This window comes from Blastococcus sp. TF02A-26, from assembly GCF_003319125.1.
Lineage (GTDB): Bacteria > Actinomycetota > Actinomycetes > Mycobacteriales > Geodermatophilaceae > Trujillonella.
Map to the genome: position 1 here is coordinate 176,409 of NZ_QOHG01000008.1, position 13,898 is coordinate 190,306.

The 13,898-nt window shown below is 74.4% G+C and carries 11 protein-coding genes; 8 read left to right on the top strand and 3 right to left on the bottom strand.

Going from position 1 to position 13,898, the window contains the following annotated elements; all coding sequences use genetic code 11:
* Positions 1-61: 61 nt before the first annotated feature.
* From DQ240_RS11430 to DQ240_RS11445, 4 genes are all read left to right on the top strand, one after another.
* Positions 62-802 carry a type 1 glutamine amidotransferase gene (locus DQ240_RS11430; protein ID WP_113839723.1) on the top strand — a complete coding sequence of 247 codons (741 nt, stop codon included), beginning with the start codon at positions 62-64 and terminating at the stop codon, positions 800-802.
* Complete coding sequence (locus tag DQ240_RS11435) at positions 799-3,897, top strand: bifunctional [glutamine synthetase] adenylyltransferase/[glutamine synthetase]-adenylyl-L-tyrosine phosphorylase (RefSeq protein ID WP_113839724.1); 3,099 nt, start codon at positions 799-801, stop codon at positions 3,895-3,897. Before DQ240_RS11430 ends, DQ240_RS11435 begins: the two co-directional genes overlap by 4 nt.
* 122 nt (positions 3,898-4,019) lie before the next feature.
* Positions 4,020-4,829, top strand: a complete 810-nt coding sequence (locus DQ240_RS11440) for an aquaporin (protein WP_113839725.1) — start codon at positions 4,020-4,022, stop codon at positions 4,827-4,829.
* A 61-nt stretch (positions 4,830-4,890) separates the two neighbouring features.
* Positions 4,891-5,190, top strand: a complete 300-nt coding sequence (locus DQ240_RS11445) for a CDGSH iron-sulfur domain-containing protein (RefSeq protein WP_113839726.1) — start codon at positions 4,891-4,893, stop codon at positions 5,188-5,190.
* Here DQ240_RS11445 and DQ240_RS24415 read toward each other — a convergent pair.
* Positions 5,187-6,740 carry a methyl-accepting chemotaxis protein gene (locus DQ240_RS24415; protein ID WP_113839727.1) on the bottom strand — a complete coding sequence of 518 codons (1,554 nt, stop codon included), beginning with the start codon at positions 6,738-6,740 and terminating at the stop codon, positions 5,187-5,189. The genes DQ240_RS11445 and DQ240_RS24415 overlap by 4 nt on opposite strands.
* Positions 6,741-6,841: 101 nt before the next feature.
* Entirely contained in the window at positions 6,842-7,852 is a 1,011-nt protein-coding gene (locus DQ240_RS11455; RefSeq protein WP_113839770.1) for an iron-containing redox enzyme family protein, read from the bottom strand.
* A gap of 157 nt (positions 7,853-8,009) precedes the next feature.
* On the opposite strand from DQ240_RS11455, the gene DQ240_RS11460 reads away from it, so the two are divergent.
* From DQ240_RS11460 to DQ240_RS11475, 4 genes are all read left to right on the top strand, one after another.
* Entirely contained in the window at positions 8,010-10,193 is a 2,184-nt protein-coding gene (locus tag DQ240_RS11460) for a carbon starvation CstA family protein (RefSeq protein ID WP_113839728.1), read from the top strand.
* Positions 10,190-10,378: a CstA-like transporter-associated (seleno)protein gene (locus DQ240_RS11465; RefSeq protein WP_113839729.1), complete on the top strand. Its 189-nt coding sequence runs from the start codon at positions 10,190-10,192 to the stop codon at positions 10,376-10,378. Before DQ240_RS11460 ends, DQ240_RS11465 begins: the two co-directional genes overlap by 4 nt.
* 69 nt (positions 10,379-10,447) lie before the next feature.
* Positions 10,448-11,170, top strand: a complete 723-nt coding sequence (locus tag DQ240_RS11470) for a GAF and ANTAR domain-containing protein (protein ID WP_113839730.1) — start codon at positions 10,448-10,450, stop codon at positions 11,168-11,170.
* A 131-nt stretch (positions 11,171-11,301) separates the two neighbouring features.
* Positions 11,302-11,631, top strand: a complete 330-nt coding sequence (locus DQ240_RS11475) for a hypothetical protein (RefSeq protein WP_113839771.1) — start codon at positions 11,302-11,304, stop codon at positions 11,629-11,631.
* A gap of 3 nt (positions 11,632-11,634) precedes the next feature.
* Here the strand turns inward: DQ240_RS11475 and DQ240_RS11480 are convergent, their stop codons facing one another.
* Complete coding sequence (locus DQ240_RS11480) at positions 11,635-13,755, bottom strand: MMPL family transporter (protein WP_113839731.1); 2,121 nt, start codon at positions 13,753-13,755, stop codon at positions 11,635-11,637.
* Positions 13,756-13,898 lie beyond the last annotated feature (143 nt).

The following is a 13,898-nucleotide window of genomic DNA, read 5'->3' on the forward strand; positions in this document are numbered from 1 at the left end:
TTCCCCCGCCACCGGGCCGACGCCGGTTCGCGGGCGGGGAGCCGCCGCTAACCTCGACGGCGTGCCCGACCGACCCGCCCGGCTCCTCGTCGCCGTCCCGAGCCCGACCGATCCGCCGGCGCGGCTGGGGGAGTGGCTCAGCGCGGCGGGTCTGGAGCTCGACGTGCGGTCGGTCCGCGAGGGCGACACGCTCCCCGCCGACTTGACCGGCCACGACGGGCTGCTGGTGATGGGCGGCCCGCAGTCGTCGCTGGACGACGACGGGACCTTTCCGGAGCTGGTCGGGGTGCGCCACCTGCTGGCCCAGGCGGCGGCCGCCGACACCCCGGTGCTCGGCGTCTGCCTGGGCGCCCAGATGCTGGCGCTGGCCGGCGGTGGGCAGGTGCGCGTGGGAGTGGCCGGGCCAGAGGTCGGGGTGACCCTGGTGGCCAAGCGGGACGCCGCCGACGCCGATCCGTTGTTCCGGCCGCTGCCGCTGTCCCCGGACGTCGTCCAGTGGCACCACGACGAGATCTCCGAGCTCCCCGCCGGCGCGACGCTGCTGGCCGGCAGCCCGGTCTACCCCCACCAGGCCTTCCGGGTCGGGCGGCACGGCTACGGGCTGCAGTTCCACGTCGAGACGACGCCGCAGATGGTGCGTGCCTGGGCCGACAGCGACCCGGTGGGCGTCGCGGCCTCGCCGTACGACCCGGCCCAGCACGAGGCGCGCGCCGTGGCGGCCGCCGACGACCTCGAGGCCGTCTGGGCACCGTTCGCCGCGCGCTTCGCCGACCTCGTGCGCGGCGCGGCGGCCCACCGGTGACGGCCTCCCGGGAGATCCCGCGCCGGGCCGTCGTCCGGCTCGTGCGGTTCGGGTTCCAGGACGGCGAGAAGGCCGCCGAGCTCCTCTCCGACCCCGCGCTCGGGCTGTGGGACCTCGACCGCAACGAGCCCGCCGATCCCGAGGCCGGCCCGGTCGTCTCCGCGCTCGCCCGCGCGGGCGATCCCGACCTCGCGCTGTTCTCGCTGCGCCGGCTGGTCGAGTCCCTCGACCGGGACGACCCCACCGGCGGCGCGGCGGCCTCGCTGCTGGCCCGCCTGCGGGGGTCGGCGCGGCTGCGGTCCCGGCTGCTCGCCGTCCTCGGCGCCAGCTCCGGGCTGGCCGACCACCTGGCGGCCCACCCCGGCGACTGGGAGGTCCTGGACGACGAGGGGGCGGGCGCCACCCGGCCCTCGCCGCAGGGCCTGCAGCGGCAGATGCTCGCGGCGGTCGGCGCCGACCCCGACGACCCGCCGTGGGGCGTGCGGCTGGGGAAGGGGGCACCGGACGCCGGCCCGCAGCGGGTGGCCGAGCTCCGGCTGGCCTACCGCCGGGCGATCCTCTCGCTGGCCGGCCGCGATCTGGGTGACGGACTGGTCGCCGAGGAGGCCGCGGCGGAGCTGGCCGACATCGCCGCCGCCGTCCTCACCGCCGGACTGGCGGTCGCCGTCGCCGAGCAGCCGGCGTCGGCCGCGCCCTGCCGTCTCGCCGTCATCGCGCTCGGCAAGACCGGCGGTCGCGAGCTGAACTACGTCAGCGACGTCGACGTGGTCTTCGTCGCCGAGCCGGTGGACCCCAGCGATCCGGAGGCCCCCGCGATCAGCAGCGCCACCCGGGTGGCCGCGGCGCTGATGCGGGTCTGCCGCGAGGCGGCGTGGGAGGTCGACGCCGCGCTGCGCCCCGAGGGCAAGGCGGGTGCGCTGGTGCGCACGCTGGCCGGGCACGCCGCGTACTACGAGAAGTGGGCGCACACCTGGGAGTTCCAGGCGCTGCTGAAGATGCGGCCCGTGGCCGGCGACCCGGACCTGGGCCGGGCCTACGTCGACGAGCTCTTCCCGCGGGTGTGGGAGGCGGGGAACCGTCCGGGCTTCGTCGCCGAGGTCCAGGCGATGCGCCGGCGGGTGGAGGCCAACATCCCGGCCGGCCACGCCGACCGGGAGCTCAAGCTCGGCCGCGGGGGTCTGCGCGACGTCGAGTTCGCCGTCCAGCTGCTGCAGCTGGTGCACGGCCGCGTCGACCCGACGCTCCGCGTGGGCGGGACCCTCCCCGCGCTCATGGCGCTCTCGGCTGGCGGGTACGTCGGGCGGGAGGACGCCGCGACGCTGATCGCCTCCTACCGGTTCCTGCGCACCGTCGAGCACCGGCTCCAGCTGCTCCGCCTCCGCCGCACGCACCTGCTGCCGACCGACGAGCAGCAGCTGCGCTGGCTGGCCCGGTCGATGGGCTACAAGCCCGACCAGCGCGGCGACGCCGTCGCGGTGCTCGACGCGGAGCTGGCGCTGCACACCCGCGAGGTCCGCCGGCTGCACGAGAAGCTCTTCTACCGCCCGCTGCTGTCCGCCGTGGCCAAGGTCCCCGCCGAGGCCGCGCAGCTGGGCTCGAAGGCCGCGGGGGACTGGCTGCGGGCGCTCGGCTTCGCCGACCCCGAGGGGGCGCTGCGGCACATGGGTGCGCTCACCGGCGGGGTGTCGCGGTCGGCGTCGATGCAGAAGTACCTGCTCCCGGTGGTGCTGCAGACCCTGGCCGACTGCCCGAACCCCGACGCCGGCCTGCTCGCCTACCGACAGGTGAGCGAGGCGCTCGGCGGCAACCAGTGGTTCCTCCGGCTGCTGCGCGACGAGGGCCAGGTCGCCGAGCGGCTGTCGCAGCTGCTGGGCTCCAGCCAGTACGTGGCCCAGCTGCTCACCCGGGCGCCGGAGGCGCTGCGGTTGCTGGCCGACGACGAGGAGCTCGAGCCGCGCTCGGCCGCCGCCCTCACCCGGGCGTGGCGGCAGGCGGCGGCCCGCGCCGCCGACCCGGAAGCGGGCATCCGCGTGCTCCGCGGCCTGCGCCGGCAGGAACTGCTGCGGGTGTCCTCGGCCGACCTGCTGGGCCGCCTGGACGTCGTCCGGGTGGGCCGGGCCCTCACCGACATCGCGGTCGCCACCCTCGAGGTGGGGCTGGACCTCGCCGTCCGGGCACACGCCGCGCAGTCCGGTATCGGCGTCGAGCAGGTGCCGATGCAGCTGGCGGTCATCGGCATGGGCCGGCTGGGTGGGGCGGAGATGGGCTACGGCTCCGACGCCGACGTGCTGTTCGTGCACCGGGCGCGCGAGGGCGCCGACGAGGGGAAGGCGAGCGCGGCGGCGAACGCCGTGGCGCACACCCTGCGCCGGCTGCTGGGCGAGCCCGCGCCCGATCCCGCGTTCGAGGTCGACGCCGATCTCCGGCCCGAGGGCCGGCAGGGTGCCCTGGTTCGCAGTCTCCAGGCCTTCCGCGAGTACTACGAGCGCTGGGTCTCGACCTGGGAGGTGCAGGCGCTGCTGCGCGCGGTGCCGGTCGCCGGGGACGAGGACCTGGGTGCCGCGTTCGTCGACATGGTCCAGCCACTGCGGTACCCCGCCGCGGGGCTGTCGGCGGATCAGGTGGCCGAGATCCGCCGCATCAAGGCGCGGGTGGAGCGCGAGCGGCTGCCCCGTGGGGCCGATCCGGCGACCCACACGAAGCTCGGTCGCGGGGGGCTGGCCGACGTCGAGTGGACCGTCCAGCTGCTGCAGCTGCAGCACGCCGCCGGGGACCCGCGGCTGCGGGTCGCCTCGACGGTCGACGCGCTCGCCGCCCTGGTCGACGCCGGGCACCTGGACGCGGAGCAGGGGGAGGCCCTGCGGGCGGCCTGGGAGCTGGCCACCCGCGCCCGCAACGCGGTCTTCCTGGTGCGCGGACGGCCCAGTGACCAGCTGCCCCGTCCCGGGGTGGAGTTGGCCGGGGTCGCCCGGGCCAGCGGCGCCGGCCCCGACGTCGACCCCGGGCAGTTCCTCGACGACTACGGCCGCACCACCCGGCACGCGCGCACGGTCGTGGAGCAGGTCTTCTACGGGCAGGCACCCTCCGGCCCCTGAAGGGGAGGCGGAGGTCCCTGGCAGACGGGGGACGCGTGCCCCGACGGTGGGAGCGGTCCGTAGCGCGGCCGCCGCCGGCGGCTCGGGGGCGTGCCTGCGGGCGATCCCGGAGGTGAGACCCCGTGCCCCCCACACTCGTCCGCTCGCTGGCCGCCGAGTTCCTCGGTACAGCGCTGCTCGTCTTCCTCGCGGTCGGCTCCGCGGTCGCCGGCTTCGACCTGCTGGGCCCCGTCGGGGTGGCCTTCGCGTTCGGCTTCGTCCTCCTCGCCCTGGCCTATGCCATCGGCCCGGTCTCGGGGTGCCACGTCAACCCCGCCGTCACCCTGGGCGTCCTGCTCTCCGGCGGGATGACCGTGGGTGAGGCCGCCGGGTACTGGGTCGCCCAGTTCGCCGGCGGGATCGCGGGTGCGGCGCTGCTGGAACTGCTGACCAGCGGGTTTGGTGACGTGACCGACCAGACCGGTGCACTGGGCAGCAACGACTGGGGCGCCACCATCAGCGCGGGCGGGGCCTTCGTCCTCGAGGTCCTGCTGACCTTCGTGCTGGTGCTGGTCGTCCTGCTGGTGACCGGCCGGGCCGCCGCCCCGGGCTTCGCGGGGCTGGCGATCGGCCTGACGCTCACCGCCGTCCACCTGGTCGGCATCCCGCTCACCGGTACGTCGGTGAACCCGGCCCGCTCCGTCGGCCCTGCCCTGTTCGCCGGGGGCGACCCGCTGTCCCACGTGTGGCTCTTCGTCGTCGCGCCTCTGGTGGGCGCGGTGATCGCTGTCGCGGTGGCCCGGGTGCTCGACTCGTCCGGCTTCGGGGCCGACGAGCCGGGGGGCGCCGCCGGTGCGGCGGTCGACCGGACCGGTGCCGAGCTGCCGTCCGGGACGGCTCCGGAGCCGCGGGCCGAGCACGCCGACGGACACGCCGGCGTCCGGGAGCGGTAGCCCGTACCGCGGTCGGGGGACCGCGCGTGTGGGTCCCCCGACCGCCGGGCAGGGTGGAGGGGTGTCCGAGCCTCGATCCGACGACGTCGCCCCCCGCGAGCAGGGGGCGACCATCACGCCCTACCGGGACGGTCCGCTGATCGTCCGCGGTCACTTCCGGCTGGTGGACGCCGACGGGAACGAGATCGACCCCGGCCGGGACACGGTCGCGCTGTGCCGCTGTGGGAAGTCCGGCATCAAGCCCTTCTGCGACGGCACGCACAAGAGGGCCGGCTTCACCGCGCCGAGCGCCCCGATCCGGAAGCGCCCGGTGGCGGAGCTGCGTCCCGCCACCGATCCGACGTCCGACGCGGCCGGTTAGGACCGGGTCTCGAAGGCCCTCGCCATCTGCACCTGCTGCTCGAGGACCTCGCCGATCCGGTTCTGCACGGCGTCCAGCTGCCGGATGACCTCACCGGTGGCGTGGATGCCCGCCGAGACCTGCTCGCTGCTGACCTGGATGCCGGCGATCTGCTCCGACACCTTCTTGGTCGCCGCGGCGGTCTCCCGGGCCAGGTCCTTGACCTCGCTGGCGACGACGGCGAACCCGCGCCCCAGCTCGCCGGCGCGGGCGGCCTCGATGGTCGCGTTGAGGGCCAGCAGGTTGGTCTGGTCGGCGATGCCGGAGATGATCGCGATGACGTCGCCGACGGCGGCCGAGGCGGTGCCGAGTGCCTCGACCTCGGCGGTCATCGAGGACGCCTGCGTCACCGCGCCCTCCGCCACGCGGCCGGCCTCGTCGGCGGCCTCGCGCAGCAGGTTCACCGTCTCCAGCAGGGCCCGGGAGTTGAGCGCGTCGGCCTCGGCACGGCGGAGGATGTCCAGCCGCTGGGAGACCAGCTGCTGAACGTTCCGCAGCGCGGAGGCCCGGGACTCCGACAGCTCGATGGTCTCGGTGACGAAGAAGTCCATCGTCCCGACCACGCGCCCGTCGCAGACGATCGGGAAGCAGACACCGGACTTGACCCCGGCGCGCTGGGCCGCGGGCCGGCGGACGCAGTCGGTGACCTCGGCGAGGTCGCGGACGAAGACCAGGTCCCGCTTGCGCCATGCCCGGCCGGAGAGACCGACGCCCTCGGCGAAGCTGGCGGCGAGGGTGACCGTGCGGAACTCGTCGCCGGCCGAGCCGGACTCGACGCTGAACCGCAGGACGTCCTCCTCCTCGTCGAGCGCCCAGTAGGAGCCGTACGCCCAGCCGAACGCCGACCGCACGGTGTCCAGCGCGACGCGCAGGGCGGACTGCTCGTCGGTGGCCTCGCCGATCCGGGCGACGACGGTGGTGACGGCCTCCCGGTCGTCGAGGGTCTCCCGGAGCTGGTTGGCGGTCAGCGCGGACCGGCGGGCGTGCGCGACGACCCGCCCGATCGCCTGCCACTTCTCCGACCGCCCGCCGAAGAAGGGGAGCTCGTCGCGGGAGTAGTACTCCTGCAGCGCCACGACCACGCCGTTCTGGACGATGGGCAGGACGCACCCGTGCCGGGCGCCGGCCTTCAGCGCCGTCGCCCAGCGCAGGCAGGTGCTGCTGTCGGTGGTGGGGTCCATGAGCACGGGGCGCCGCTCGCGGATGGCCCGGCCGCCGAGGCCGTCCTGCGGCGTCATGATGCTGCCCGGCTGCCACCGGGCGGCCATGGCCGGAGCCATCTCGCCCTGCTCGGCGACGAGCTGGACGCCGCCCTGCACCGGCGTCCAGACACCGCCGTAGGTGAGCCCCAGGGAGCCGACGAGGGCGTCGGACACCTTCACGTACGCGTCCCGCTCGTCCGTGACCCCCGCATCGAGCGTGGCGATGACCGCCTCGAGCGCCTCGACGTCGCGCGGCATCGGCGCCGTTCCCGCCGGGGCGGGCTGGGTGGGTGCGGGGCGTCGCCGCATGGGGTCCTCCGGGAGGTCGATCTGGGAGCGACACTCCTTTCGGCATCCCCGGCGTGATCTACAGGGGAAACGGCCCGTACCGTTTCCCCCCGACCACGGAGTCAGGCGGCGAGCGCGCGGTCCCCCCGGAGGGCCGACCGGCCGGCCTCCCACGCGCCGAGGAGGGCGCGCGCCGTCAGCCCGTCGAGGGCCAACGAGGACGCCGCGCCGAAGAGCACGTCGGCGGCCAGGTGCGGCTCCCCGGCGACCAGCGAGCCGCACATGTCGACGGCGGCGATCTGCTCGTGCACCGCGTCGGCCTCGACGTGCTCGTCGTAGAACACCGTCGTCGCCCGTTCGAAGCCCAGCCGGCGCAACCCGAGGGAGTAGCGGCGGCTCGGCTCCGACGACGTCATCTCGACCGCCGTCAGGTGACCGAGAGCCGCACCGCGCCACCGGCGGTGCAGCCCGAACAGCGACATCGTGTTCACCGAGGTGAACGCCGGCGCCGGAGCGGCGTCCCAGAGAGTCCCGTAGGTGTCGTCGAGCCCGAGGTCGCGCAGCAGCCCGGCGAAGAGCTCGCTGTGCATGCGCGCCGGGGTGCCGCCGCCGTACTCGTCGGCCTGGATCTCCACCATGGCCGCCTTGGTGCGCCCGCTGAGCCGGGGGAGGGCGAACGTGTGCGGATCACCCTCCTTGAGGTGGTAGACCGACCGCAGGGTCAGGTACTCGCGCCACTGCTCCAGGGAGCCGGACCGGCCGAGGTACCGCGACAGGGACGGGCCGTCGTCGGCGGCGATCAGCGCGACGAGCTGCTGGTCGACCGGTTCGTCGGTGACCTGCAGCGGGCCGACGAGCTCGCGCAGTGCCGCGGTGTGCGCCCGCTCCAGGTGCGCCCGGAGGGTGAGCAGTCCCGGGTCCCACTCCCAGCCCTCGTCCACGCCGTCGAACCCGCGGTAGTGCAGCTCGTAGCAGGCGGCGAGAGTGATCTGGAGGTCCTCGTCGTGCAGCGGGTCGCTGCTGCCGGCGGCCGTGCGCTCGGCGAGTGCGACGGTGGCGGGGGACAGCTCGCCGTCGAGCAGGTCGCTGCGCAGCGCACTGCTGAGGGGGCCCCTGGGCTCGGGAAACTCCATGCGGCTCAGCATGCCCACTCCCATCGCCGCCCACGCGCCCTGTGGTGGATGTCGCCCGGCGGGAGGACCTCAGGCGCTGAGTGGTGGACGCGCCCCAGGGCTCGCATGCTGACCGTGCACGCCGGCAGGGTCGCCGGCCGCGGCAGCGGGAGGTGCCATGTCGACGACGGCGACGGCGGAGGCGTCCGGCGGGTCCACCGGCCGCAGGCGGCCCGGACTCCGCTCGATCCTGGTGTGGGGCGCGGTCGCCGCCGTGGGGGCGGTCTGCTGGACGGTGCTGGCCGTGGCGCGGGGCGAGAGCGTCTCGGCGCTGTGGATCCTCTTCGCCGCGCTCTGCTCCTACGCGATCGCCTACCGCTTCTACTCGCGGTTCATCGCCCGGCGGGTCCTCCGGGTCGACGACGGCCGGGCCACGCCGGCCGAGCGCCACTCCGACGGCATCGACTACGACGTCACCGACCGGCGGGTGCTGTTCGGTCACCACTTCGCGGCCATCGCCGGGGCCGGTCCCCTCGTCGGGCCTGTCCTCGCCGCGCAGATGGGGTACCTGCCCGGGACCATCTGGATCATCGTCGGCGTCATCTTCGCCGGCGCCGTCCAGGACATGACCGTCCTGTTCTTCTCGATGCGGCGCAACGGCAAGAGCCTCGGGCAGATGGTCCGCGAGGAGATCGGCGTCGTCGGCGGGATCGCCGCGCTGATCGCCGTCTTCGCGATCATGATCATCATCCTGGCGGTGCTGGCGCTCATCGTGGTCAACGCCCTGGCGGAGTCCCCGTGGGGCGTCTTCTCGATCGCGCTGACCATCCCGATCGCGTTGTTCATGGGCGTCTACCTGAGGGTGCTGCGGCCCGGCAGGGTGCTGGAGGCCACGGCCCTCGGCGTCGTCCTCCTGCTGGCCGCGGTCGTCGGCGGCGGCTACGTCGAGGGCTCCGGCCTGGGCGACGCGCTGACGCTGTCCAAGGAGTGGCTGGTCGTCGCGCTCGTCGTGTACGGGTTCGTCGCGTCGGTGCTGCCGGTGTGGCTGCTGCTGACCCCGCGCGACTACCTGTCGACGTTCATGAAGGTCGGCGTCATCGCGCTGCTGGCCGTCGGCCTGCTCCTGGCCCGGCCGGTGCTCCAGGCCGACGCGGTCACGGACTTCGCGCGGGAGGGCACCGGCCCGGTGTTCGCCGGCTCCCTGTTCCCGTTCGTCTTCATCACCATCGCCTGCGGCGCCCTGTCGGGCTTCCACGCCCTGATCTCCTCGGGGACGACGCCCAAGATGATCGCCAAGGAGAGCCACGTCCGGCTGGTCGGCTACGGCGGCATGCTCATGGAGAGCTTCGTGGCGATCAGCGCGCTCATCGCCGCGGTCGTGATCGACCAGGGGCTGTACTTCGCGATGAACGCCCCGCTCGGGGCCACCGGCGGCGACCCCGAGACCGCGGCCACGTTCGTCCAGGGGCTCGGCTTCCAGACCACCGCCGAGGACCTCGCCGCGGCCGCGGCGGCGGTCGAGGAACCGCTGATCAGCCGCACCGGTGGTGCGCCGACCCTGGCGGTGGGCATCTCGACCATCCTGTCCGACGCGTTCGGCGGCTCGCTGGCGGCGTTCTGGTACCACTTCGCGATCATGTTCGAGGCGCTGTTCATCCTCACGGCCGTCGACGCCGGCACCCGGGTGGGCCGGTTCATGCTGCAGGACACGGTCGGCAACGTGTGGAAGCGCTTCGGCGACCTGACGTGGCGGCCGGGCAACGTCATCGCCAGCGCGGTGGTCGTGGCGCTGTGGGGGTCGATCCTCTACATCGGCGTCACCGACCCCCTCGGCGGGGTCAACCAGCTCTTCCCGCTGTTCGGCATCGCCAACCAGCTGCTGGCGGCCATCGCGCTGCTCCTGGTCACGGTGCTGCTCATCAAGCACGGCCGCGTGCGGTACGCGCGGGTACCCGGCATCCCGCTGGTGTGGGACCTCGTCGTGACGATGACCGCGAGCTTCCAGAAGGTCTTCTCCTCGGACCCGGCGGTCGGCTACTTCGCGCAGCGCAACCGCTACGCCGACGCCCGCGACGCCGGGGAGGTCCTCGCACCGGCGCAGGACCCCGGGCAGATGGACCAGGTCGTGTTCAACTCGACCCTCAACGGCGTGCTCCAGGCGGTGTTCGCGGTGCTCGTGCTCGTCGTCGCCGTGCACGCCGCCGTCGTCATCGCACGAGCCCTCCGATCCCGTGGAGCGGTCCCGACCACGGAGGAACCGGCCGTGCCGTCGCAGATCGTCGAGCCGGCGGGGCTGTTCGCCACGGCGGAGGAGAAGCGGGCGATGGCCGAGCAGCGCGAGCTCGCCGGGAGCGCCCGGTGACGCGCGCGCTGGTGACCGCGTGGCGCGGCGTGCGCTGGTACCTGCGCGAGTGGAGTGGGGAGGCCCGGTGGGACGACCACGTCGCCGAGTGCGCCGCGCACGGGCACCCGCCGCTGAGTCGGCGGGAGTTCGAGCGGAGGCGGTCCGACGCCCGCGAGCGATCGACCGTGGCCCGCTGCTGCTGACCGCCCCGTGGATGACGACCTGCGGCATACTCAGCAGGTCGGTCGTGCACAACCGAGGGGTGAGCAGGCGTGGGAGGGACGGGCCAGGGGTCCGGCGTCGACGGCGGCTCGGACGTCGTCCGGCTGCTCGGCCGGTTCGAGGACGTCACCGGATTCCTGGACGCGCTGGTGCGGTGGGCGGTGGACCGGACGCCCGGGGCGGAGGCCTGCGGCCTGACCCTGGAGGAGGCCGGCCGGGAGTTCACCGTCACCTACAGCGGAGAGCTGGCCCACCGCGGCGACGAGCGGCAGTACGAGCTCGACGACGGACCGTGCCTGCAGGCGCTGCGCTCCGGTCAGGTCGTCACCGTCGACGACATGGTCGAGGAGTCGCGCTGGGGTCGTTACCCGGAGCGCGCGGTCGAGGCCGGCGTCCTCTCCTCGCTGTCGTTCCCGCTGTCGCTGGGGGAGCGGGGCCGCGGGGCCCTCAACCTGTACGCCAGCCGGCCGCACGCCTTCACCACCGCTGACGGCGAGGCCGGCCGCGCGTGGGCGGGGCAGGCCAGCGGGGCCCTGCTCGTCGCCTGGCAGATGGCCGACCGGGAGAAGGCGGTCGGCGACCTCGCGCAGGGCATGGAGACCCGGCAGACGATCGGGCAGGCGGTCGGGCTGCTGATGGCTCAGCGCCGGTGCACCGCCGACGAGGCGTTCGCCCTGCTCAAGGGAGCGAGTCAGCGCAGCAACGAGAAGCTGCGGGACGTCGCCGCCCGCATGGTCGCCGGCCACGAGGCCGACGTCCTCTCCTCCCGCTGACCGGACGCCACATCCGTCCCGTCCGGGACCGCCCGCCCCAGGGGGAACCGTCCGGGGTGCCGTCGGCGCTCCGGGCTGCCGACTCCGGAGACGACACCCCGTCCCGGGGTCGCCGCCTGGAGGAGACCGCCATGTCGCCGTCGCAGCCCCGTCCCCGTGCCGAACGGCGTGCCGGCGCCCAGCTGGTGGCCGGCGCCGGCGCCGAGCTCGGCTGCGGGGAGGCCCCCGAGGTCCGGGTCCTGCCCGACGGCCGGCTCTGGCTCGCCGACGTCGGTGCCGCGGTCTCGGCCGTCGAGCTCTACCGGGCGGCCCGCGGCGTGCTCGCGGCAGGGCTGGACGCGATGGCGCGGGTGTCCGGCCAGTCGGTCGAGGAGGTCACCTTCGGCTGGCTGGTGAGCCTGCAGATGGACGACCTCCTCGCCGCGCTGGACCAGGGCACCCCGGAGGCCGACGCCGCCTGAGCGTCAGCTCCCGACGCGGGCCGGCTGCGTCGACGTCCGGCCGCCCGGCTCGACCTCGGGGTCGTCGGTGCGCCGGGAGAGCCGGCTGGGCCACCACATCCACCGGCCGACGTCGAGGTTCAGCGCCGTCACCAGGACCGAGCGCACGATGATCGTGTCCAGCAGCACCCCCAGGGCGACCGCGATCCCCAGCTGCGTGAGGAACGTCAGCGGCAGCGTCCCGAGGACGGCGAAGGTCGCCGCCAGCACCAGTCCGGCCGAGGTGATCACGCCGCCGGTGGCCGACAGGCCGATGAGCGCGGCCCGCCGGGTGCCGTGGTCGACCGCCTCCTCCCGGACCCGGGTCATGAGGAAGATGTTGTAGTCGATCCCGAGCGCGACCAGGAACACGAAGACGAACAGCGGGAACGAGCTGTCGGTGTTGGTCACGCCGAGCGTCCAGTCGAAGATGAGCGCGCTCAGCCCCAGCGCCGCGCCGAAGGACAGCACCACGGTCGCGATGAGGATCAGCGGCGCGACCAGTGCCCGCAGCAGGACGCCGAGCACCACCAGGACGACCAGCATGATCAACGGGATCACCACGAGGTTGTCCCGCTGCGAGGCGTCCTGGACGTCGAGGTTCAGGGCGGTGTTGCCACCGACCAGCGCCTCGCCGTCCCCGACGTCGTCCAGGGACTCCCGGAGGTCCTGGATCGTGCCGGCGGCCTCCTCGCTGTCGAACTCGTCGGCGAGGGTCGCCTCGACCAGCGCGGCGTCCCCCTGCACCTGCGGCTCGGCGACGTCGGCGATGCCGTCCTCCTGCGCGACGGCCTCGACGACCGCGGCGGCGTCGTCCGCGGTCGTGATGACGTAGACCGGGTTGCCGGCGACGGCCGGGAAGTGACGCGACGCGACCTCCTGACCGACGATCGACTCCGGCTCGCCTCGGAAGCCCTCGGCCTGGGAGAGCCCGTCGGGGTGCAGGTTGAGCACGCCCGCGCAGGCGGCCAGCAACAGCACGCTGGTGACCACCCAGGTGGCGCGCGGCCGCGGCGTGATCCACCGGCCGACGCGCGACCACAGGCCGGTGGCGCTGGGCTCGGCGCTGCCCACCGTCGGCCGGACGGGCCAGAACACCCAGCGTCCGCAGATGACCAGCAGGGCCGGCAACAGGGTCATCAGGACCAGGAGGGTGACCGCGACCCCGATGGCGGCGACCGGGCCGAGCCCGGCGGTGGAGTTCATCTCGGCCGCGACCAGGCAGAGCATGCCCAGGACGACGGTGCCGCCGCTGGCGAGCACCGCGGGTCCGGCCCGGTGCACGGCCTCGGTCATCGCCTCGTGCCGGTCGGCGTGCAGCCGCAGTTCCTCCCGGTAGCGCGCGACGAGCAGCAGCGCGTAGTCGGTCCCGGCACCGACGATCAGGACGGTGAGGATGCTCGCGCTCTGCGCGTTGACCGTCAGGTCCGCATAGCGGGCGAACAGGTAGACCACGGCCTGGGCGCAGAACAGCGAGATGACGGCGCAGAAGATGGGCAGGACCCACAGCACGGGGCTGCGGTAGGTGAACAGCAGGATGACGATGACGACGCCGAGCGCGGCGAACAGCAGCGCCCCGTCGATGCCCTCGAAGGCCTCGGAGGAGTCGGCTGCGTTGCCCGCCGGGCCGGTCACGTAGGCGTCGAGTCCGTCGGGACCGGCGGAGGCCTCCGCGCGGATGTCGTCGACGAGCGGCGCGATGGCCTCCCAGCCGTCGGGGCCCACGTTGAGCGGCACGATCAGCTGGAGCGCCTCGCCGTCCTCGGAGGGGATCGGGCCGGTGATCTCGCCGTCGAGGGCGTCGAGCTCGGCGAACGACCGGAGGTCGTCGGCGACCGCGGCCTCGTCCTCGGCGGTGAGCCCGCCGCTGCGCTCGTACACGATGACGGCCGGGATGAGATCGGGGTCCGAGCCGAGCTCGGCCTGGGCGTTCAGTGCCTTGGTGGACTCCGCCTCACCGGGCAGCCACGCCGCGATGTCGTTCTCCTGCTCGTCGGTGAGCCCACCGGCCAGGGGGCCCGCGGCGGCCGCGAGCACCATCCAGCCGACCAGGATCACCCACTTCAGGCGGGGGTGGCTGACGCGGGACGCGAACGACCGGCCCATGGGAGGTGCCTTCCGGACGAGCGCCGACCCCCGGCACCGGCGCGGGAACAGTGCGGGCGGGACGCTAGCGAGGCCCCCGCCGGGCTGTCACCGTCTTTACCGGCGCGGCAGGCGCACCTTCCCGTTCCGGTCCCGCCAGGTCT